Source organism: Streptomyces sp. NBC_01241, assembly GCF_041435435.1.
GTDB lineage: Bacteria > Actinomycetota > Actinomycetes > Streptomycetales > Streptomycetaceae > Streptomyces.
Genome location: NZ_CP108494.1, coordinates 5,996,680 through 6,018,214, shown reverse-complemented (window position 1 = coordinate 6,018,214; position 21,535 = coordinate 5,996,680). Strand labels below are relative to the sequence as shown.

19 protein-coding genes and 1 pseudogene are annotated in these 21,535 nt (G+C 70.0%); 8 read left to right on the top strand and 12 right to left on the bottom strand.

Translation table 11 applies throughout. The annotated features are described in order from the left end of the window. Positions 1-72: 72 nt before the first annotated feature. The 4 genes from OG306_RS27075 to OG306_RS27060 all read right to left on the bottom strand — a co-directional run bounded on the left by OG306_RS27075 (position 73) and on the right by OG306_RS27060 (position 4,531). Complete coding sequence (locus tag OG306_RS27075; RefSeq protein ID WP_266748713.1) at positions 73-588, bottom strand: ATP-binding protein; 516 nt, start codon at positions 586-588, stop codon at positions 73-75. A gap of 251 nt (positions 589-839) precedes the next feature. Continuing rightward, positions 840-1,607, bottom strand: a complete 768-nt coding sequence (locus OG306_RS27070) for an enoyl-CoA hydratase/isomerase family protein (RefSeq protein WP_266748712.1) — start codon at positions 1,605-1,607, stop codon at positions 840-842. Positions 1,608-1,855: 248 nt separating this feature from the next. After that, positions 1,856-3,106 (bottom strand): L,D-transpeptidase, encoded by a 1,251-nt coding sequence (locus tag OG306_RS27065; protein ID WP_266748711.1) that lies wholly within the window; start codon positions 3,104-3,106, stop codon positions 1,856-1,858. Positions 3,107-3,307: 201 nt separating this feature from the next. Then, a complete protein-coding gene (locus OG306_RS27060) occupies positions 3,308-4,531 on the bottom strand; it encodes a L,D-transpeptidase (protein ID WP_266905369.1) in 1,224 nt (407 codons plus the stop codon). A 153-nt stretch (positions 4,532-4,684) separates the two neighbouring features. Between OG306_RS27060 and glgX the strand changes: the two genes are divergently transcribed. Further along, entirely contained in the window at positions 4,685-6,928 is a 2,244-nt protein-coding gene (glgX, locus tag OG306_RS27055; protein WP_371665682.1) for a glycogen debranching protein GlgX, read from the top strand. Positions 6,929-6,970: 42 nt separating this feature from the next. On the opposite strand, the gene OG306_RS27050 is transcribed toward glgX, so the two are convergent. Genes OG306_RS27050 through OG306_RS27035 form a run of 4 tightly spaced genes read right to left on the bottom strand, consistent with a single transcriptional unit; the run spans position 6,971 to position 10,643 of the window. Then, complete coding sequence (locus tag OG306_RS27050) at positions 6,971-7,621, bottom strand: response regulator (RefSeq protein WP_266748708.1); 651 nt, start codon at positions 7,619-7,621, stop codon at positions 6,971-6,973. Positions 7,622-7,643: 22 nt separating this feature from the next. Next, positions 7,644-8,933 (bottom strand): sensor histidine kinase, encoded by a 1,290-nt coding sequence (locus OG306_RS27045; RefSeq protein ID WP_371665681.1) that lies wholly within the window; start codon positions 8,931-8,933, stop codon positions 7,644-7,646. Positions 8,934-8,956: 23 nt separating this feature from the next. After that, the gene (locus tag OG306_RS27040) at positions 8,957-9,733 is read right to left on the bottom strand and encodes an ABC transporter permease (RefSeq protein ID WP_266748705.1); all 777 of its coding nucleotides are present in this window, start codon (positions 9,731-9,733) and stop codon (positions 8,957-8,959) included. Between the two features lies 1 nt (position 9,734). Beyond that, positions 9,735-10,643 carry an ABC transporter ATP-binding protein gene (locus tag OG306_RS27035; protein ID WP_266748703.1) on the bottom strand — a complete coding sequence of 303 codons (909 nt, stop codon included), beginning with the start codon at positions 10,641-10,643 and terminating at the stop codon, positions 9,735-9,737. 231 nt (positions 10,644-10,874) lie between these two features. On the opposite strand from OG306_RS27035, the gene OG306_RS27030 reads away from it, so the two are divergent. Further along, positions 10,875-12,749, top strand: coding sequence for an ABC transporter ATP-binding protein (locus OG306_RS27030; protein WP_371665680.1), 1,875 nt, complete (start codon positions 10,875-10,877; stop codon positions 12,747-12,749). Continuing rightward, the gene (locus OG306_RS27025; protein WP_371665679.1) at positions 12,746-14,635 is read left to right on the top strand and encodes an ABC transporter ATP-binding protein; all 1,890 of its coding nucleotides are present in this window, start codon (positions 12,746-12,748) and stop codon (positions 14,633-14,635) included. Before OG306_RS27030 ends, OG306_RS27025 begins: the two co-directional genes overlap by 4 nt. Positions 14,636-14,759: 124 nt before the next feature. Here OG306_RS27025 and OG306_RS27020 read toward each other — a convergent pair whose 3' ends face one another. Together OG306_RS27020 and OG306_RS27015 are read right to left on the bottom strand one after the other, a co-directional pair. Further along, positions 14,760-14,969 (bottom strand): DUF397 domain-containing protein, encoded by a 210-nt coding sequence (locus OG306_RS27020; RefSeq protein WP_266748700.1) that lies wholly within the window; start codon positions 14,967-14,969, stop codon positions 14,760-14,762. Beyond that, positions 14,966-15,793 carry a helix-turn-helix domain-containing protein gene (locus OG306_RS27015; protein ID WP_371665678.1) on the bottom strand — a complete coding sequence of 276 codons (828 nt, stop codon included), beginning with the start codon at positions 15,791-15,793 and terminating at the stop codon, positions 14,966-14,968. Before OG306_RS27015 ends, OG306_RS27020 begins: the two co-directional genes overlap by 4 nt. Before the next feature lie 108 nt (positions 15,794-15,901). Between OG306_RS27015 and OG306_RS27010 the strand changes: the two genes are divergently transcribed. The 3 genes and pseudogenes from OG306_RS27010 to OG306_RS27000 form a co-directional block, all read left to right on the top strand. After that, positions 15,902-16,162 carry a hypothetical protein gene (locus OG306_RS27010; RefSeq protein WP_266748698.1) on the top strand — a complete coding sequence of 87 codons (261 nt, stop codon included), beginning with the start codon at positions 15,902-15,904 and terminating at the stop codon, positions 16,160-16,162. A 26-nt stretch (positions 16,163-16,188) separates the two neighbouring features. Then, the gene (locus OG306_RS27005) at positions 16,189-16,641 is read left to right on the top strand and encodes a hypothetical protein (RefSeq protein WP_266748696.1); all 453 of its coding nucleotides are present in this window, start codon (positions 16,189-16,191) and stop codon (positions 16,639-16,641) included. Beyond that, positions 16,584-17,096, top strand: a pseudogene (locus OG306_RS27000) (ABC transporter ATP-binding protein); the annotation flags it as partial. The gene OG306_RS27005 and the pseudogene OG306_RS27000, both read left to right, overlap by 58 nt. Before the next feature lie 67 nt (positions 17,097-17,163). Here OG306_RS27000 and OG306_RS26995 read toward each other — a convergent pair. Further along, positions 17,164-18,696: an alpha/beta hydrolase gene (locus tag OG306_RS26995; RefSeq protein ID WP_266748695.1), complete on the bottom strand. Its 1,533-nt coding sequence runs from the start codon at positions 18,694-18,696 to the stop codon at positions 17,164-17,166. 134 nt (positions 18,697-18,830) lie between these two features. Next, a complete protein-coding gene (locus OG306_RS26990) occupies positions 18,831-19,118 on the bottom strand; it encodes a DUF4190 domain-containing protein (protein WP_371666274.1) in 288 nt (95 codons plus the stop codon). Positions 19,119-19,449: 331 nt separating this feature from the next. On the opposite strand from OG306_RS26990, the gene OG306_RS26985 reads away from it, so the two are divergent. Then, on the top strand, positions 19,450-20,736 hold the full coding sequence (locus tag OG306_RS26985; protein WP_371665677.1) for a sensor histidine kinase: 1,287 nt from the start codon (positions 19,450-19,452) through the stop codon (positions 20,734-20,736). Then, complete coding sequence (locus OG306_RS26980; protein ID WP_266748690.1) at positions 20,733-21,494, top strand: response regulator transcription factor; 762 nt, start codon at positions 20,733-20,735, stop codon at positions 21,492-21,494. The genes OG306_RS26985 and OG306_RS26980 overlap by 4 nt, the downstream gene beginning before the upstream one ends. Positions 21,495-21,535 lie beyond the last annotated feature (41 nt).

The window sequence follows — 21,535 nt, the reverse complement described above, 5'->3', positions numbered from 1 at the left end:
CACAGCAGCCCCCGAAGCGCCCCACGACGGCGGACCGGGGGCTTCTGTGCTTCCCGGGCGCGCGAGCCGGGATCAGCGGTCGGAGATCCGCATCTCGAACCAGGTGGTCTTGCCGCGCGGCAGCAGATCCACGCCCCATCGGTCGGAGAGCCTGTCGACAAGGAAGAGCCCCCGCCCGCTGATGTCCATCTCCCGCACGGGCATCAGACACGGCAGTCCGCGCGAGGGGTCGCGCACCTCGATCCTGATCCAGCCGCGGCGGCGCAGCATCCGTAACCCGAAGACCCGGGCACCGGTGTGCCGGACGGCATTGCCGACGAGTTCCGAGACGAGGAGGACGGCGTATTCGGCGGTCTGCGGGGAGAGCGCCCACTGACGCAGCACCACGCAGGAAGTGAGCCGCCGAGCGGTGGCCGCGGACTCCGGACGAGAGGGCAGCCGAACTTCGCCGTCCGCCGGATTTCCGAACAACTCCAGCGCTTTGAACGCCTGTTCATCCTCGATGCCCGGCATCCAGCGTGCCGCCGTCGCGCCGCTGTGCGGTCGCGGCTGTTCCACACCCTCCAGGCCCGCCATGCACACCATCATGGCCGCAAGGCAGGCCCTCCGGGGCCGTTCCAACGGAATCCCTACCCCGGAATGCAACATTCCGCAGAAGTCGGCAGGCATATGCCACTGGCAGAATGCGGCCCATCGCACCCCTGTTGACCTGCATGGATACCGCCTCCGAGCGGGATTTCCGGCCCCTTCGGAGAGCTGGGCCTCAAGGTTCCCCCAAGGCCCAGCCAATCCGCCCGCACGGATGAACATGCGTCAGTCTGTGCCCAACTGACTTCCGCTCAGAGGAACTTGGCCTTGCCCGGACCCTCTTCCACGAAGCTGCGCATTCCACGCTCCCGGTCCTCGGTGGCGAACAGACCTGCGAACCAGTTCCGCTCGATCGTGAGCCCGGTGTCGATGTCCGTCTCCAGACCGGCGTCGACGGATTCCTTGGCGGCGCGCAGCGCGAGGGCGGGCCCCTTCGCCAGCCCGGCGGCCCAGGCGTGCGCCTGCTCGTACACCTCGGGGGCAGGCACCACGCGGTCCACCAGTCCGATCGTCAGGGCCTCCTCGGCCTTCACGTGACGGCCGGTGAAGATCAGGTCCTTGGCCCGGGAGGGGCCGATCAGCCGGGCGAGGCGCTGGGTGCCGCCCGCGCCGGGGATCAGCCCGAGCAGGATCTCGGGCTGGCCCAGCCTGGCGTTGTCGGCGGCGATCCGGTAGTCGGCGCAGAGCGCCAACTCGCAGCCGCCGCCCAGCGCGTAGCCGGTGACTGCGGCGACGACGGGCTTGGGAATCCGGGCCACCGCGGTGAAGGAGTCCTGCAGCGCCTTGGACCGTACGACCATCGCCGCGTGGTCCATCACCTGCATCTCCTTGATGTCCGCGCCCGCCGCGAACACCTTCTCGCCGCCGTAGAGGACCACGGCGCGCACGTCCTCGCGCCGGGTCGCCTCCTCGGCGAGTTCACGCAGCCGGTCCTGAGTGGCGACATCCAGGGCGTTCATGGGCGGACGGTCCAGCAGGATCGTGCCGACACCGTCGGTCACTTCGAGATTTGCGGTCATGAGAGGCAGGTTAGACCGACCGGCAATTGGGGGGTGGGAGAAGGAGCGGGGCTGGGTGCGTGCAGCTGCAAGGCGGAGGATTGAGGCAACGCGGAGCGTTGGTGATTGACGACAACGCGGCAGATGTGCGTGCCCAGCCCCGCGACGCCGCCCCCCAATTGCCGGTCGGTCTTGACCGGCGCTGACGGCGGCGGGCCCGGTGCTGTTGGTCACAGCGCCGGGCCCGTCCGTGTCGGGTACGTCGGGAGCTACTTGGTCCACTCCGACCAGGACATGTTCCAGCCGTTGAGGCCGTTGTCCGGCTGGATCGTCCTGTCCTTCGAGTTCTTCACGACGACGACGTCACCGATGAGCGAGTTGTCGAAGAACCAGGCAGCCGGGGTCTCCTTGCTCCAGGCGCCGCGCACATCCTGCAGGCCGACGCAGCCGTGGCTGGTGTTGGCCGCGCCGAAGATGCCGGAGCCGCCCCAGTAGTTGCCGTGGATGAAGGTGCCCGAGGTGGACAGGCGCATCGCGTGCGGGACGTCCTTGATGTCGTACTCGCCGCCGAAGCCCACGGTGTCACCGTTCATCCGGGTCACCTTGAGCTTCTCGCTGATGACCATCCGACCGTTGTACGTGGTGGTCGCCGGGGCACCGGCCGAGATCGGGATGTCCTTGATCTGCTTGTCGTCACGGACGACCTTCATCCGGTGCGTGCTCGCGTCGACGGTGCTGACCTGCTTGCGGCCGATGGTGAAGGCGATCGTCTTGGCCTGCTTGCCGTAGACGCCGGGACGCCCCTCGACGCCGTCGAGGTCGAGCTTCACGGTCACCTTGGTGCCCGCGGCCCAGTAGTCCTCGGGGCGGAAGTCGAGGCGGTCGTTGCCGAACCAGTGGCCCTCGATCGGTACGGAGGGCTCGGCGGTCACCTTGATGGCCTTCTCGACCGCGGCCGGGTCGGTGATGCCGCGGGTGAAGTGGATCGAGACGGGCATGCCGACGCCGACCGTGGAACCGTCCTCCGGGGTGTACTGACCGATGAAGGTGTTCTGCGGGACCAGCGTCGTGAAGCTGGTGTCCTTGGCCGACTCGCGGCCCTTGGCGTCCTTGGCGACCGCGTGGACGGTGTACTTGGTCGCCGCGGCCAGATGCCGGTCCGGTGTCCAGCTCGTGCCGTCCGCCGCGATCCTGCCCTCGACCTCGACGCCCTTGGGCCCGGCGACCTTGACCGTCGTCAGCTTCCCCTGCACGGCGGAGATCTTCAGCGCCCCGCTGGTGGCGACGGAGTCCGCCCCGTCCTTCGGGGCGACGGTCACCACGGCCTGCGAGGCGGTGGTGTCATCGACCTTCGCCCCGCCCTTGCGGTCCTCGCCCGCGCCGGCGTCGCCTCCCTGGCCGCACGCCGTCACCAGCAACAGCAGCGCACCCAGTACCAGAGCCCGCACTCCGGTGGCTCCACGTCCGCGTCGCCCGCTGTCCGCCCCGGCCGATGTCCCCGATATCGGCTGCCCGTTCAATGTGGTCGTCTCCCCTCACACGGCCTGGCGGCGCCAAGGCCCTGGGGGCCCTCGGGCCCCGCCCCCGCACGCTGTACATGCGCGCTCAGCGAAAGATAATCACACTCACTGTGCGGAATTGACCCCGCAGAATGTCACCGTTCAGTCCCAACTCGTTCCGGAGCTTCTCCAGGTGACACGGGGTACGGAGGTGGCGGGAGATCAGCGGAGGGCGGAGCCGGCCTTCCACTGGTTCCAGTTCAGATTCCAGCCTCCGAGACCGTTGTCGGGCGCGACCTGCTTGTCCTTGGAGTTGACGACCTCGACGACATCGCCGATGAGTGTCCGGTCGAAGAACCAGCCGGCCGGGGTGTAGCTGCTGCCGCCCCGCACATCGCGCAGCCCGACGCAGCCGTGGCTGACGTTGTCCGAGCCGAAGACGCCCTTGTCCGACCAGTAGTTGCCGTGCAGGAACGTGCCGGAGTTGGTGAGCCGGAGGGCGTGCGGGACGTCCTTGATGTCGTACTCGCCGCCGAAACCGACGGTGCGGCCGTCCATCCGGGTCACGTCGTGCATCTCGCTGACCACCATCTTCCCGTTGTACGTGTCCATCCCCGGGTAGCCCGCCGTGATCGGGACCGTGGAGACGAGCCGGCCGTCGCGGCGTACCTTCATGGTGTGGGCGGCCGCGTCGACCAGGGACGTCTGCGAGCGGCCCACCGTGAAGGCGACCGTCTTGTCCTGGGTGCCGTACACCTGCGGCGCACCCTCCACGTCCCGCAGCCCCACCTCGACGGTGACCTCGGTGCCCGGCTTCCAGTAGGCGGCGGGCCGGAAGTCGAGACGGCTGTCCCCGAACCAGTGCCCCACCACCTCGACCGCCGGCACGGAGCTCACCCGGATCGCCCGCTGCACGGCCGCATGGTTCTCGACCGGGCGGTTGAAGTTGAAGGAGACGATCATTCCGGTGCCGACCGTGGACCGGTTCTCCGGCTTGAAGTAGCCGATGAACCGGTGTTCGGGGACCGCCGTGGTGAAGGTGGTGTGGCGGGCCGAGCGGTGCCCGGCGCCGTCCACGGCCACCGCGTCGACGCTGTACTCGGCGGCGAGCCTGAGCCGGCCCGCCGTCGCCCACGGTGTCCAGGAGGTACCGTCGTGCGCGATCCGGCCCGGCACCTCCTGGCGCTGCGCGTCCTCGATCCGCGCCACCTTGACGCTCTCCAGCCGCCCGTCGGGGACCTTCACCTCCATCCGGTCGTCCGGACCTACGTTCTTCGCCCCGTCGCCCGGGCTGATCAGGATCGCGTCCTGCGGGGAACGCGCCTTCCCGCTGCTGACGGATCCGTCGTCGGAGCAGCCGCTCAGCAGGGCCAGGAGGGTGAGCAGTCCCGCCCATGTCCGTGCGGTGGCCGAGCTCGCCACCGCCCTCTTCGCTACGTGGTTCACGTCCCCCCAACGACGGGGGCCGGTCGGGGGAAACGTGAGTCCTGGCGCCGGTGTGGGCAGAACAGAGGGGAGGACCACACTCGGGGAGCCGCGGCCGGGACGCCGTGCACTCCTTTTCGGTGCCGGTCCCCACGAGCCGCGGGAGGCGAGCAGGTGTCGAGCGCAGCCGAGCAGGAGGCAGTGCAGGAGACCGGGGAGACGGAGGAGCGGGCAAAACGGGAGAGCGCGCCGATGGCCGTGCCGGGGCGGCCGGCCGCCGTGTGGCCCGGTGCCCCGATGCCGCTCGGGGCCCGCTTCCGGGTGGGCCCCGACGGGGTGGCGGGCACCAATTTCGCGCTCTGGGCAGGCGGTGCGGAGGCCGTCGAGCTCTGCCTCTTCGACGAGGAGGGAAGCGAGCGGCGCCTTCCGCTGACCGAACTGACCCATGAGGTCTGGCACGGCTTCGTGCCGGGCGTACGGCCGGGTCAGCGGTACGGCTACCGGGTGCACGGCCGCTGGGACCCCTGGACCGGTGCGCGCTGGAACGCGGCGAAGCTGCTCCTCGACCCGTACGCGCGCGCCGTGGACGGCTCGTTCACCCTCCCGGCCGAGGTGTACGGCCATGTGAGGGACTGGCCGCACCAGCAGGTCGCCGACACCGTGCGCGACGAGCGGGACTCCGCTCCGTACGTCCCGAAGGGCGTCGTCGTCCACGATGACGACGACTGGGCGCAGGACCGCCGCCCCAAGACCTCATGGGCGGACTCCGTCATCTACGAGCTGCATGTGCGCGGCTTCACCAAGCTGCACCCCGGGATCCCGGAGGAGCTGCGGGGCACGTACGCCGGTCTCGCCCATCCGGCCGCCGTCGATCATCTGCGGCGGCTGGGAGTGACGGCGGTGGAACTGCTGCCGGTGCATCAGTTCGCCCACGAGGACCATCTGCTCCGGCGCGGTCTGCACAACTACTGGGGCTACAACTCCATCGGCTACTTCGCCCCGCACGCCGACTACTCCGCGAGCGGGACCACGGGCCAGCAGGTCGGTGAGTTCAAGCGGATGGTACGGGCCCTGCACGACGCCGGGATCGAGGTGATCCTCGACGTGGTCTACAACCACACGGCGGAGGCGAGCGAGCTGGGTCCGATGCTGTCGCTGCGCGGCATCGACAACCGCGGGTACTACCGCCTCCAGGCGGACGCCCGCAGGTACGCGGACTACACCGGCTGCGGCAACACCCTGCACGTGGTCCAGCCGCACGTCCTGCGGCTGATCACAGACTCGTTGCGGTACTGGGTCACAGAGATGGGCGTCGACGGCTTCCGCTTCGATCTGGCGGCCGCGCTGGCCCGCTCGATGCACGATGTCGACATGCTCTCCCCGTTCCTCGCGGTGATCGCCCAGGACCCGGTGCTGCGCCGGGTGAAGCTGATCGCCGAGCCGTGGGACGTCGGCAACGGCGGGTACCAGGTGGGCGCCTTCCCTCCGCTGTGGACCGAGTGGAACGACCGCTACCGGAACGCCGTAAGGGACTTCTGGCGCGGCGCACTGCCCGACGTACGGGATCTCGGCTACCGGCTGACCGGGTCCAGCGATCTGTACGCGTGGGGCGGCCGGCGGCCGTACGCCTCGGTCAACTTCGTCACCGCGCACGACGGCTTCACGCTGCGCGATCTGGTCAGCTACGAGCAGAAGCACAACGAGGCCAACGGCGAGAACAACCGGGACGGCACCTCGGACAACCGGGCCTGGAACTGCGGCGCCGAGGGCGAGAGCGACGACCCCGCCGTCAACGCGCTGCGCCGCCGTCAGCTGCGCAATCTGCTCACCACCCTCCTGCTGTCGACGGGTGTGCCGATGCTGGTCGCGGGCGACGAGATGGGCCGTACGCAGGGCGGCAACAACAACGCGTACTGCCAGGACAACGAGGTCGGCTGGCTGGACTGGTCCCTGCTCGACCGGCCGGAGTGGCGGGCGCTGACCGAGCTGACCTCACGCATCCTCACCCTGCGCCACACCCACCCCGTGCTGCGCCGCCGTGCCTTCTTCTCCGGGCGTGCGCATGCGGCGGACGGGCTGCGGGATCTGGCGTGGTTCACCCGGCAGGGCGCGGAGATGACGGAGGCGGACTGGTACGCACCGGCCGCGATGGTCGGGCTCTATCTCTCCGGGCGCGACATCCCCGGCCGGGACGCGCGCGGCGAACCCGTCACGGACGACAGCTTCCTGGCGATCCTGCACGCGGACCACCGGCCGAGCGGCTTCCGGCTGCCCGGACCGCCATGGGCGCAGAGTTACGAACTGGTCCTGGACACCTCACGGGAGGACCAGGCCGAGGCGCCGGGCAGCGTCCACCCGGGTGGCACGGTGCTGACCGTGCCGCCCAGGTCGGTGCTGCTGCTACGGGTCAGGGAATGACGGTCGGGGAACGAGGGCCGGGGAACGAGGGCCGGGGAAGGGTCAGCCGAGGATGCCGCGGTCGTAGCCGATCGCCACGGCGGCGGCCCGGTCCTTGGCGCCGAGCTTGGCGAAGACATGGGTGAGGTGGGTCTTCACGGTGGCCTCGCTGATGAACAGTTCGGCGGCTATCTCCCGGTTCGAGGTGCCCTTCGCGACGAGTTCGAGCACCTCGCGCTCCCGGGCCGACAGTGCCTCGTGGCCCGGCGCCACCGGGGTGCGCACCCGGGAGACGAGGCGGGAGGCGACGGCGGGTGAGAGCACGGTGCGGCCGTCGGCGGCGGCGCGGACGGCGGTGAACAGCTCTGCACGGGGCGCGTCCTTGAGGAGATAGCCGGTCGCGCCGGCCTCGATCGCGGGGAGGGTGTCGGAGTCGGTGTCGTACGTGGTGAGGACCAGCACCTTGGCGCGCGCGCCGCGCCCGGTCAGTTCGGCGATGGCGGCGACTCCGCCGCCGCCCGCCATCCGCAGATCCATCAGGACGACGTCGGGGTCCAGCCGGGCCACGAGGTCGACGCCCGCCACCCCGTCCGGCGCCTCCCCAAGGACCCGGAACCCCGGGTCGGAGTCGAACATGCCGCGCAGACCGTCCCGTACGACGGGGTGGTCGTCGACGACGACGAGCGTGATGACGCGTGCGGAATCCTCAGCCATGGCAGGGCAACCGTACTGGTCATCAGCCGTGCCGGACCAGGGGCACCCGGGCGCAGACCGCCGTACCGTGCCCCGGTTCCGTCTCCACCTCGACGGTGCCCGCGATGCGTTCGGCGCGGGCCCGCATGCCGCCGAGCCCGAATCCGCCCGCGCCGCGTCGGCGTGGCCCCAGGGCGGCGGGGTCGAAGCCGCGGCCGTCGTCCCGTACGTCCAGGGCGAGTTCGTCATCCATGAAGGACAGGGTGATGCCGACGCGTGCGGCCCCGGCGTGGCGGCCGGCGTTGGCAAGGGCCTCTTCGGCGATGCGGAGCAGGGTGGCGGCTATCTCGTCGTGGACCGGCTCGGCGGTACCGGTGACGGTGAACTCGGCCCGCACTCCGTGGCGTTCGCCCCAGCCGGTGACGGTCTTCTTCAGCGCGCCCACGAGGTCGTCGTGCTCCAGTGCGACGGGGACCAGATCGTGGACCGAGCGGCGCGCCTCGTTCAGGCTGTGCCGGGCGAGGGCGACGGCGCGGTCGAGGTGCTGCCGGGCCAGGGCCGGATCGGTGTCGGCGATCGAGGTGACCACCTGAAGCTGGGCGATGATGCCGGTCAGGCCCTGCGCGAGCGTGTCGTGGATCTCGGCGGCGAGCCGGCGCCGCTCGTCGGCGACCCCCGCCTCGCGGGCCTGGAGCAGGAGTTGGGCATGGAGTCCGGCGTTCTCGGCGAGGGCCTGTTCGAGGCGGGCGTTGGCGGACTCCAGTTCAGTGATGGTGTTGACCTGGGCGCGGGTCTGCTCGGCCTCCCGGTCGCCGATCTGGGCGAAGACCAGGGTGATGGTTGCGTGGAGGGCGAAGACGATGCCGAAGGCGATCCAGTTCATGAGGCCGGTCGGCGGGAGGCCGCTGCCGGACTGTGATCCCGCCATGATGACGGCGGTGGCCAGCAGCCCGGCGCGCACGGCCCGTTGCGGGAGCAGCCGGCCGGCGTCGAAGTAGCCGAGAACCGCGAAGATGGAGAAGAACGGGCTGCACCAGGTCAGTCCGAAGGCGAGTGACGTGCGGGCGACGTAGTAGAACTGTGCCACCCGCGAACGCGGGGGAAGCGCCGGCCCGTACCGTCCCCACCAGAGCTGGAGGACGAGCACCACCGGGACCAGCGCCGCGGCGGCGTACACGTCCGAGCGGTCCATGATGAGCTCGACGGACACGGCAGAGGCCGCGGTGGCCAGGCCGAGCAGACCGTACGGCCCGTACCGGAAGAACCGTTCCCACCACTGCGCGGCCGTCGTCGCTCCGGCTGTGCCCACCTCTGCCGTGCCCCCCGCGTTCATGAGGGGATTCTCCCCCGGAACCGTCACTCCCAACGGAACAGCCGGGTAGCCAGCCCGGTCACCACGGCCGCCCACAACGCCATGACGCCCAGCTGTACCCAGCCGGGCCAGCCGCCGGACGCCGCCCGGTCCAGTGCTTGGGAGGCCGCGCCGAACGGGGTGACCTCGACGATGCGCCGGAGGGTGTCGGGCATGGTCTGCACCGGGATCCAGACCCCGGCCGTGAACATCATCACGAGGTTGGCGACCGTGCCGATGGCGGAGGATGCCTTGGTGGTGCGGGAGAGCGCACACAGCAGCGCGCCGAGGCTGAGGACGCTCGCGGTCGCCAGGAGCAGCGCCAGGACGTAGCCGAAGGGCTGTCCGGGCAGCCTCACGCCGAAGGCGGTGCGGCCGACGGTCATCACCAGCGCGGCGGAGCCGAGGGCCGCGGCGCCGTGCAGGGCGATCTGCGCGGTGAGCAGGGCGGACGGCGGCACCGGAGTGGTCGACATCCGGCGCAGGATCCCGCGCTCGCGGTAGCCGGTGAGGATGGGCGGCATGGCCCCGATCCCGGCCATGATCATGGCGAGCAGCACCGACACCGGTACGTACAGATCGACGACGCGGCGTCCACCGAGCGCGTCATCGGGGTCCCTGAAGGACGGGATCAGGCCGAGGATCGTCAGCAGCGCGGTCGGGAAGACGAGGACCCAGAACAGGCCGCCGGGTTCGCGGAGGAAGAGCCGCGTCTCGGTCCTGAGCACCGCTGCCCATGGGGTGGGGGTGGCCGTCGTCCTGGCCGGGGTCGCTGTGGTCATCTCAGGCCGCCTGTTCTGCTTCTGTGAGGTCGAGGAAGGCGTCGTCCAGCGTTGCTTCGGAGACGCGGAGTTGGTGTGCCGTGATGCGGTGGCGGGCCAGCAGTGAGATCACCGCGTTGACCGTCTCGTCGCTGCCGTGGATGACGATCCGGCCGTTCTTCTGTTCGACGGAGACCGCACCGGGCAGCGAATCCAGTTCGGTCGGGTCGAGCGGCTGTGCGGGGGTGAAGGAGATGACTGTGGCGCTGCCGGCCCGGCTGACCAGGCCGGACGGGGTGTCGAGGGCGACGACCTTTCCCTTGTCGATCACGGCGACACGGTCGCAGAGCCGGTTGGCCTCCTCCATGAAGTGGGTGACCAGAAGCACCGTCACACCGCTGTCGCGTACGTCCTCGATCAGCTTCCAGGTGTCCCGGCGGGCCCGCGGGTCCAGACCGGTGGTCAGCTCGTCGAGGACCACGACCTGCGGGTTGCCGATCAGGGCGAGCGCGATGGACAGCCGTTGTTTCTGACCGCCGGACAGCTTGGCGAACCGGGTGCCGTACATGGTGTGCAGACCGAGCCGTTCGGCCAGCGCGCGCCAGTCGGCGGGGGCCGGATAGAAGGCGCTGTACAGCTCCAGCGCCTCGGCCACGGTGAGCTTGGGCTGGAGTTCGCTCTCCTGGAGCTGTGCGCCGAGCAGCCCGGTCACCCGGTCGTGGTCGGCGACGGGGTCGAGGCCGGCCACCCGGACCGTACCGGCGTCGGGGACCCGGAGCCCCTCGATGCACTCGACGGTGGTGGTCTTGCCGGCTCCGTTGGGGCCGAGGATCCCGAAGATCTCCCCCTCGTCGACGGCGAAGCTCACTCCGTCCACCGCGGGGCGCCCGGCGTAGGCCTTGTGCACCGCGTTCACTTCGATGATTGCCATGCCTACGAGCATCGTGTCCGGGGAACCGGCGCGCCATCGTCCATCGCGCTCGAAGCGGCATCGGCCGATCGGTTGATACGGAGTACGACCAGCGGTCTCCGGAACCACCGGACGACGGCTCCGGCACGGTCGAACGGCGGCTCCGGGACCGCCGGACGTCCGCTCCGGGACCGCCGGACGGCCGAAAAACCACATGAGCGATGTCAGCGGTGAACCGTAGGCTCGACTGTGATGCCCGAAGAACATGTAGATCCCAAGGAACGGTCAGCCGCACGCTCCCTGCTGAGGTTGTGGCCCTATGTGAAGCCGGTACGCACCCGCCTGTCCGCCGCCGCGCTGGTCGCGATAGTCGCCTCGTGCCTGGGTCTGGTGATCCCTCTCGTACTGAAGTGGATCGTCGACGGCCCGGTGGCGGACCGCGATCCGGGAGGTGTCTGGCTGGGCGCGCTGTACCTGCTCCTGCTGGGCATCGCCGAGGCCGTGCTCTTCGGGATACGGCGGTGGCTGGTGGCCCGGCCGCTGGCGGGGGTCGAAGCGGCGATGCGGGCCGACCTGTACCGGCATCTGCAGCGGCTGCCGGTGGCGTTCCACGACCGCTGGCCGTCGGGGCAGTTGCTGTCGCGCGGGACCACGGACCTGATGCTGCTCCGCATGTTCCTGGCCTTTCCGCTGACATTCCTGCTGGTCAACGGCACGACGGTCCTGGTCGGTTTCATCATTTTGCTGATGCAGGAATGGACGCTGGGGCTGGTGCTGCTCGCTCCGGTGGTGCCGTTGGTGATCCTCTGCTCGGTCTTCGAGACGAAGTACTCGGTCGTGGCGCGCCAGGCGCAGGACCAGGTCGGTGATCTGACGACGGTCGTCGAGGAGAGCGTGCTCGGCATCCGCATCATCAAGGGCTTCGGCCGGCACCGCAGCCAGGCCCTCGCGTTCCGTGCCCTCTCGCAGCAGCTGCGCGGTACGGAGTTGGGCAAGGCGCGTCTCCTCGCGGGCATCTGGGCCGTCATCACCACGATCCCCGAGCTGGCCATCGGGGCGGCGCTGGTCCTCGGCACGGTCCAGGTCGCCGACGGCGGGCTGTCGGCGGGCACGCTGGTGGCCTTCCTGTCGACGGCGCTCGCGCTGCGGTGGCCGATCGAGTCGATCGGCTTCCTGCTCGCGATGAGTCAGGAGTCGGCGACGGCGACCGACCGGTTCTTCGAGGTGATGGACGTGGCCGAGGAGGAGGACGCGGCCGCCGCCGACGGCCCCGCGCCTCAGGGCACGGACGACGGTCGGGGCGAAATGGTCTTCGAGGGCGTGGAGTTCCGCTATCCCGACGCGGAGCCGGGTTCCGTACCCGTACTGTCCCGGATCGATCTGCGCATCCGCCCCGGCGAGACGATGGCCCTGGTCGGGACCACCGGTTCCGGGAAGACGACGCTCACCGCGCTCGTACCGCGGCTGCACGAGGCCACCGGCGGGCGGATCACGCTGGACGGCAGGGACATCACCGCCATGCCCCGCCAGGAGCTGCGCAAGCTGGTGTCCGTGGCCTTCGAGGAGCCGACGCTCTTCTCGGCGACCGTCGGGGAGAACGTGCTGATGGGCGCCGAGGGCGCCGGGGAGGACGAGTTGCGGCGGGCGCTCGCCGTCGCGCAGGCCGACTTCGTGTACGACCTGCCCGACGGCGTCGGCACCCAGGTCGGCGAGCAGGGGCTCAGCCTCTCCGGCGGGCAGCGGCAGCGGCTCGCACTGGCCCGCGCCGTGGTCGGCCGGCCGCGCTTCCTGGTGCTCGACGATCCGCTCTCCGCCCTGGACGTGCACACGGAGACGCTGGTGGAGGCCGCGCTGCGGCAGGTGCTGGAGGAGACGACGGCGATCGTGGTCGCGCACCGGCCGTCCACCGTGATGCTCGCGGACCGGGTGGCACTGCTCTCCGAGGGCCGGATCACCGCCGTCGGCACCCATCAGGAACTGCTGCGCGGCAACGCGGAGTACGCGTGGCTGATGTCGGGGGCCACCGACGCGCAGGAGGGTGCCCCCGCCGTGGACACCGTCCCCGACCTGTCCGGCGAGGGCCGTCTCGTACCGGACGTCCCCGCTGAGAAGGGCCGTACCCGATGACCAGCACGACGACCGGTACGACGACGACCGGGCCCGCCGACCGGCGGCCGGACGCGCGGAAGGAGCCTGCGGGCCCGTCCCTCTCCGACGGTGCCGGGGACCGGTTCGACCGGGACGATCTGCCCACGCCCCGCGGTGCGACCCGCTCGCTGCTGATGTCGCTACTCCGGCCGCACCGGGGCCGGGTGCTGGTGTCGGCGCTGTTGCTGCTGATCCAGCAGGCGGCGGTACAGGCGGGCCCGTTGCTCGTCGCGTACGCCATCGACAGCGGTGTGCCCGCGTTCCGGGACGCGGACTACGGGCCGTTGATCGCGGTGGCCGTGGGGTACACGCTGTGTTCGGCGGTCGCGGGGCTCATGCAGTACACGTTCATCATGGTCTCCGCCCGGATCAGCCAGGACGTCCTGCTCGATCTGCGCGGCCGGATCTTCCGTCACGCGCAGGCGCTGAGTGTGGACTTCCATGAGCGCTACACCTCGGGGCGGCTGATCTCCCGTTCGACCACGGATGTGGAATCGCTGCGGGAACTGCTCAGCGAGGGGCTGCAGGAGCTGATCGGCATCGTCCTGTCCTTCGTCTCCATCTCCCTGGTGCTTCTCTGGCTGGACTTCGGTCTCGGCGCGGTGGCCGTGCTCTCCTTCGCCCCGCTGTATCTGCTGGTGCGGCGCTACCAACGGCGGGCGGGCGTGCTCTACGCGGCGCGGTCGTCGGCGATCGCCGCGGTCATCGTGAAGTTCGCCGAGTCGATGAACGGCATCCGCCCCGTCCAGGCGTTCCGCCGCGAGCGCCGCAACGACGCGCACTTCGAGGGCCTCAACTCCGCGCACCGGCAGGCGAACGGCGGCGCGTTGCTGGAGATGGCGCGCTATGTCGTCGGCTCCCGGCTGGTCGCCAACACGGCGGTCGCGGGGATCGTGCTGTGGGGTGCGTACCGGGTGGCGTCGGGCACGCTGGCGCTCGGTGTGCTGGCCGCGGCCGTGCTCTATCTGCGCCGGCTGTACGACCCGATCGACCGGTTGGGCATGTTCCTCAACTCCTACCAGTCGGCCGCCGCTTCGCTGGAGAAGATCGCGGGTCTGCTGGCCCAGACCCCGTCCGTCCCCGAGACGGCGAATCCGGTCGGCCTGCCCGCGCTCACGGGTGAGCACCCGGGCCGCGAGGTCGTCTTCGACTCGGTGCGGTTCGCCTACCGTACGGGGGGCGAGGTCCTGCCCCGCTTCGGTCTGACGGTCCCGGCCGGTCAGACCGTCGCCGTGGTCGGTTCGACGGGCGCGGGCAAGTCGACGCTCGCCAAGCTGCTGGCCCGCTTCTACGACCCGACCGAGGGCCGGGTGCTGCTCGACGGGACCGATCTGCGGGATCTGGCCGTGTCCGAGCTGCGGCGGGGTGTGGTGATGGTGACCCAGGAGGCGTTCCTGTTCTCCGGGACGGTCGCCGAGAACATCGCGATCGGCAGCCCGGACGCGACCCGTGAGGAGATCGAGCAGGCCGCCAAGGCGATCGGCGCACACGATTTCATCGCCGGGCTGCCCGAGGGCTACGACACGGACGTACGCAAGCGGGGCGGCAGGATCTCGGCCGGTCAGCGCCAGTTGGTCGCGTTCGCCCGGGCCCTGCTCGCGAACCCGTCCGTGCTGATCCTCGACGAGGCGACGAGCTCCCTGGACATCCCGGGCGAACGGGCGGTGCAGCGGGCCATGGACACGGTGCTCCACGGCCGCACCGCGGTGGTGATCGCCCACCGCCTGTCGACCGTGGAGATCGCGGACCGGGTCCTGGTGATGGAGCACGGCCGCATCGTGGAGGACGGCGCCCCGTCCGAACTCATCGGCGGCACCGGCCGCTTCGCCGGTCTCCACCGGGCGTGGCGGGAGAGCCTGGCGTGAGACCGGGCGACGAGTGGGACCGGCAGCCGCCTGCAACCACCGACGAAAGCCCCGCCACGCTCCCGATTCAGAAGTGTGGCGGGCTTTCGTCGTGTCCGGGATCAGTACGTGCGGAGCCGGTTGGTTAGACGGCGCCGAACTCTCCGGCCTTGACGCCCGCCACGAACGAGGCGAACGAGGGGGCGGAGGCATTCAGCACCGGACCGCTCGGGTTCTTCGAGTCACGGACGGGGATCACGCCGAGCGAGCCGACGAGGTTTGCGGCGACCTCGATGCACTGGCCGCCGTTGCCGCTGTAGGAGGACGTGAACCAACGGGGGGATTCGGTAGTCACGGGGTGCCCTTTCGTACCTGTTCGATCAGGGCCACGGATGCCGCCTGGGAGAGCGCCTCGGCCTGTAGCTGATGGTAGGCCGTCAGTATCGGCAGCACGAACGTACTTTCCCGTTCGAGATGGCCCCGATGAGTGGACTCGGCGTACGACATCAGCGAGCGGTCCGGCATTGTGAGCACGGTGATGGGCAGGCTGAACGGTCTGCGTTCTCCCATGGAGAACGGCGCGATCTGCAACACGGTGTTCGGTAGCTCGGCGAACTTGAGCAAGCGCGCGAACTGGGCGTCCGTGACAGCGGGAGATCCCATTGGCCGGCGGATACATCCTTCGTCGAGTACCGCGAGGATCAGGGGCGATGGCGACCGCACGAGGGAGGCTTGGCGCCTTGCCACCAGCCCGACGCGTTCGTCGGCCTGCTCGAGGGTGATTGCTTCCCGCCGCACTGCGTCTGCTTCGAGCGCCGCTGCGTACTCCGGCGTCTGGAGCAGGCCAGGGATGACGCCCACCTCGTACAGCCTGATCTCCGAGGCTCGCGCTTCATGCGCGACGTACTCCGAGAACCCTTCGATGAGCGCTGTGTGGCGCACAGCCAGGCTCTGGCGCTCGAACCTGCCCCCGGTGCCGAACACCCTGTCAACTCTTGCAGCAAAATGGCGAGTTGGAGGACGACGACCAGTTTCTACGGCGGAAATATGCGTTCCCGAGCATCCGATACGTGCGGCCAGCTCGTCCTGCGTCCACCCTCGCTCATCTCTCAGCGTGCGCAGACGCTGCCCGAACTGCGCGCTCGGTGATTCCTCAGGGTCTAATTCTTTCCGATTCAACGGTCTCCGCCCAACTACCCAAACAACTTGTGCAAGTTGAAGACCCCCCGACTCTAGGCCACGCTGAGCCACCCTTGGTAGCGGAACCGTTACGGAGAGGAGTGGCCCGTGTCTGCGAAAGACGGCCCCCCGAATGAGCAGAGGCCCCCGCAAGTACCCGCCCCCGGCACGCTGTTGGTGGATACCAGCCGTCGTGACCAGGTGGGAGAGTTCCGGGGGGTGGCCGGCCCGTACTGGTCGTTGCGGCCGGTCTGTGGCGGGACGGAGTGGGAGGCGGAGCCCGAACACCTGCGGCCGCCGAGCCCCTTAGAGCGGTTGCGGGCCGAGATTGCGCGGTGCAATGCCCGGAGCGCGGGGCGCATCCTGTGACCGGCGATGTGGATGGACGGCCGGGCGTGAACGGTCAGCCCGAGCAGGCGGGTTACCGGTGCGAGGCGCTCGCCGAAGGGCTCGTGTACGGCACCGGCCAAACAGCGCGGTACGTGCTGGGCACCTTCCGGACCATCTCCCCTGTCCTCGCACTGCGATGGCTCGGCGGACAGGCGTTATGGATCGTGGACCGGCTCGGCCTCGACCCGTACCTCGGCCACCTCGCGGAACTCCGCGCCTGGTACGAGGACCGCGAGAGCCAACGCGCCGCCCACGCACAGATCAAGACCGGCGCCCCGCTCCTCGTCGTCGTCCCCGACACGGACTGCACGTACACGCTGTCCGTACGATCCGTGGAGCAGGCACCTGCGACCGCGTTCCGCCACCACCCCGGGGAGGGATCCAGACCAAGAATCGCTCACTGCACCCGATACGGCCCCCGGACCGCCGCAGCTCCCTGCGGTACCTGTGGTGGCTGATCGCCTGTCAGCGCCACCGGATCGCCGCAGGTTCGCTGCTCGGCAGCGCCTGGGTCGTCTGCCTGACACTGCCTCCGTACCTGCTGTCCCACGCCATCGACGACGGGCTGCAACCGGGGCAGTGGCCCGCACTGGCCGGCTGGGTAGCGGCCCTGCTGGGCGTCGGGGTGCTGAACGCCTGGCTGGCCATCATGCGGCACCGCACGATGACCAGGGTGCGGCTGGACGCCGCCTTCCGTTCCGTGCGGGCCGTCGTCACGCAGGCGACCCGGCTGGGCGGGGCGCTGGCGCGCCGGGTCACAGCCGGGGAAGTCGTCACGATCGGGTTCGGCGACGTCGCCGTGATCGCCGACACGCTGACCATCACCGGCCCCGGTGTCGGCGCGGTCCTCGCCTTCGTCGTCGTGGCCGCGCTGCTGCTGGCCGTGGAGCCGCTGCTCGCCGCCGTGGTGCTTCGGATTCCTGCGACAGCAGAGCGTTCGTCGCAGGCTGGGGCCCCAGCCCCCGCCCGGACAGCCGCAGTCAGCCGCTCCGAGTATCCGACCCCGCTCGGCAGGTCAGATCCTCGGACGGGAGCCTGCCCGTGGTCAGATAGGCCGTGGCGTTCCTGTCCGCACAGGAGTTGGTGATGCCGTAGACGCCGTGCCCCTCCCCTCCGGCGACAGTGACCATCCGGGAGCCGTGCAGGGCCCGGTGCATGCCCTGGGCGCCGGCCAGGGGCGTTTGGGGGTCCCACTGGTTCTGCAGGATCAGTGCATTGACCTTGTTGTTCACCGTTGTCGCGGGCTCGCTGCCCTGCTTCCAGAAGGCGCACGGCTTGATGGTGGACGCGAAATCGCCGTAGAGCGGATACCGGGCCCTGTCGCGGATCGCGTCGCGGCGGTACTGCTCGGGGTCGCGCGGCCACGTACGGGTGTCGGCGCACAGGACAGCCCAAGCGCTCGCGGCGTCATTGTCCGAGGGGACGTCACGGGCGAACGCCAACGGGGCCGGGGCCTGTTCGGGCGTGCCGGACGGGGCCGGCTTCCTGCCCTCGGCCGCCCTCTTCAGCTCGGCGACCCTTTCGGCGGCTACGCGAACGCGGGGGAACGTGGCGCGCAGCTCGGAGCGGATCTCGTCACCGGTGAGGGGGCTCCCGCCGGAGTCGATGGGCTCGCGGTCGGCCCGGGCGATCAGCTTCCAGAAGGTCTCGCGGACCTCGGCCGGGGTATTGCCCAGTCTGTACGTCGTGTGCCGCCTGGCAGTCCATTCGCTCCATCTCGTGAAGGCGGGCTCGGCCCCCTCCGCCATCCCTTGGAACATGCCCCGCCAGACCCGCGCGGGGTCGGTCGCGCTGTCCAGCACGAACCGGTCGGTTCGCCGGGGAAACATCTGCGTGTAGACGGCGCCGAGGTAGGTGCCGTAGGAGTACCCCAGGTAGGAAATCTTTCTCTCCCCCAGCACGGCACGGATGACGTCCATGTCGCGAGCGGTGTTGCGGGTGGTGAGGTGCCGCAGTGTGTCACCCGCCTCGGCCCGGCATTTGTCGGCCACCGTACGTGCCCACTCCACGTCCTTTGCGAATGTCTCGGCCCTGTACGGGCGCTCATCGTTCCTTTCTTCGTCGGTCAGACCGCAACTGACGGGAGAGCTCTGCCCGACGCCCCTCGGGTCGAACCCGATGAGGTCGTACTGTCTCTTCACTTCCTGGGGAATGTTCAATGCCGGGTCTACGGGCATGCTCAGGCCCGGCCCGCCGGGGCCGCCGGGGCTGAGCAGCAGAACACCGCGACGTTCCTTTGCGCTGCTTGCCTTCAGCCGGGATATCGCGATGTCGATCCTCTTTCCACCGGGATCGCTGTAGTCCAGCGGCACCTTGAGAGTCGCGCACTGATAGGTGGCGGGGTTCTCCGCGTCGCAGCGCTGCCATCGGGAATTCTGCTGCGTGTACTGCCGCAGAGGGTCCTTGGCCGCAGTGGTCCGAGATGCGGCCAAGGCCGTTGCGGGTGTGAGCGCCGAAATGAAAGTCGTCGCGGCACCGACAGCCAGAAGAGATGCTATTCGTCTGTTTCGCACAGTGTTGCTTGTCCTTGCTGGGGAGAGGTGATTGGCCCTTCCTCCCTTGTGTGCGCGGGAGGTCAGCGATTCCATCGCCAGGGACTTGGGTGCGCCGAGGCCCGGTCATTGCCGGCGGTGCCGCCGGCCGCCGGTCAGTCTCCGGTGAGCTGCTGGTGAACGCACTGCTTGTATTGCTGGAAGCTCTCTGGCTGGTAGCACTTCTGCGTGTTGTTGGCGTACCAGGCCATGAGAATGGCGGCCAGGATGGACACCACTATCGCGATGAACGACGTCACCACGCCGGTGATGGACATGCCCCGGCCGACGCCGGTCCGCCTGGCCTTCATCAGGGCGGCGATGCCCAGGATCAGGCCGATGACGCCGAACAGGCCGCCGACGAAGGCGATCGAGGTGATCAGGCCGATGATGCCGAGCACCATGGCGGCCACGGCCAGGCCGTTCCTGCCGGCCGGGACCGCATGCCGTAGCCGGGGCCTTGCGGATACGGGGAATCGGGGTCCGCCCCAGCGACTTCGGTCGATGCCGCCCGAGTCGGCATTGACGTCGTCCGGGTCGACACGGCCTCGGCCGGCGTCGTGTGATTCGGCGACGTCTCTGTTCCTTGCATGTTCATCATCCGTCCTCCCGTCAACTGGGCAGGACACGATTCTGGTTTCCGGGATCTCCGGTGCGCATCGCGGGAAGGCGGGAGAAAATGCTCCCTCGATCGGGGGAGGCCGCCGGTGAGCCGCCCGGTCATACTGGCCGATTATGATCAGGGGAATCCGGCCGCTGCTGCGCGGCTCCACGTATGCGGGCGCGCTGTTCGCCTATTGCGGCGCGTTGGCGAGCATTCCACTGCTGCTTTTCGCACTGCTGCCGGTGTTGGCGTGGCGATCCGCCCCCTATGGAGTGCAGGTCGTTCTGACCCTGCTGGTCTGGGCGGCACTGATCGGCGTGGTCGGGCTGGCCCGCACCACGCGGCGGGTGCTGGTCACGTGCGCCCGTCGACTGCTGGGGGTGCCGTTGCCGGATCCGGTGGCCGCTCGTCAGTCCACGAGCTCACCCGGCACTGGGTTGGCCCCCGCCGTGCCGTCCGGCGCCGACCGTTGGCGGACTCCGGTCTGGCTGCTGCTGCACGTGGCACTGGGGTGGACGGGGGCGATGGTGAGCGGTGTGCTGATCCTCGCGGGCCTGACCCTCCCGGCGGGTTGGTTCCGCGCCGAGGCGGGGCTGAGTCTGTTCGGCTGGTCGGTGCGGGTGGCGGGTGGCGGGGGCAGCTGGGCGGTGGCGCTCGGCTGCGTGCTGCTGGCGGCGGCTGTGTGCGTGGTGGTGACGAACGCTCTGCGGTGGTTGGCGCCAAGGCTGTTGGGGCCGTCTTCGGCTGAGCGGCTCGCGCTGGCGGCCGAGCGGGAGCTGCGGCTGGCCGAACGTAACCGACTGGCCCACGAGTTGCACGACTCGATCGGGCACACGCTGACGGCGGCCACGATCCAGGCGGCGGTGGCGGGCGAGGTGCTCTCCGCCGACCCGGTGGCGGCGCGGGCCGCCCTGCGCAGCATCGAGGAATCGGCCCGGGCCGCGCTGGAGGACCTGGACTACGTGCTGGGCGTGCTGCGCGAGGAGAAGGCGGAGACAGCGCCGACCCGCACCTTGGCCGACCTGCCTGAGCTGCTGGACCGGTTGCAGCACGCGGGCGCGGTGGTGGAACCGGAGCTTTCGGGCGAGTTGACGCAGGTGCAGGGGACGCTCTCCCGGGCGGCGTACCGGATCCTGCAGGAAGGGTTGACGAACGCGTTGCGGCACGGGGCAGGTGGTCCGATCGAGGTCCGGGTGGCGGCCGCGTCGCACGGACTGGAGCTCGGTGTGGTCAACCGGACCCGGGCAGGGACGGGCACAGGCAGAGGCAGAGGCCCGGCCGCCTTCCCGACGTCCGGGCACGGCCTGCCCGGGCTGGCCGAGCGCGTGCGGCTGCTGCACGGTGAGATCGAGGCCGGCCCGGACGGACCGCAGCACTGGCGGTTGACAGTCCTGCTGCCGGTACGGTTGTCGGCATGATCGGCTCCGACGCGAGCGCGGCCGTCGCGACCAGCCCTGACGCGAGCGCAGCCGTCACGGCTGGCGTTGGCACCGGCCCCGCCACCACCAGCCCTACCAGTCCCCCCGTCACACTCCTGATCGCGGACGACGACGAGGTGACCCGCAGCGGTCTGCGCACGTTGCTCGCGGCACGGCCGGGGATCGCGGTGGTCGGGGAGGCCGCCGACGGCGTTGAGGCGGTCGAGCAGGTGCGGCGGCTGCGGCCGGACGTGGTCCTGATGGATGTGCGGATGCCGCGTCGCAACGGGATCGAGGCCACCCGACAACTCCTTGCCGAGTCGGCCGAACCGCCGAAGGTCGTGGTGATCACCACCTTCGAGAACGACGGCTACGTCACCGCCGCGCTCAGCGCGGGGGCCAGTGGGTTCGTGCTCAAGCGGCTTCCGGTCCAGCAGATCGCGGAGGCGGTACGGGTGGTGGCGGCGGGGGAGGCGATCCTCTTCCCGGCGGCACTGCGCCGGATGGTCGCCGCCCGCCCGCTGGGCTCCGCCGAGGCGTTGCCGAAGGCGGCGCTGACGGGGCGGGAGGAGGAGGTGCTGCGGTTGATGGCCACCGGCCTGTCCAACCCGGAGATCGCCGAGTCGCTCACGGTGAGCCTGGAGACGGTGAAGACCCACGTCGGGAACGTGCTGACCAAGCTCGGCGCGCAGAACCGGACCCACGCGGTAGTGATCGCGTACGAGTCCGGTCTGGTGGTGCCGGGGTTCGCCGGCTGACGCGCCTGAACGTGCATCTCGGCGGGTTACGAAAGTCCCCG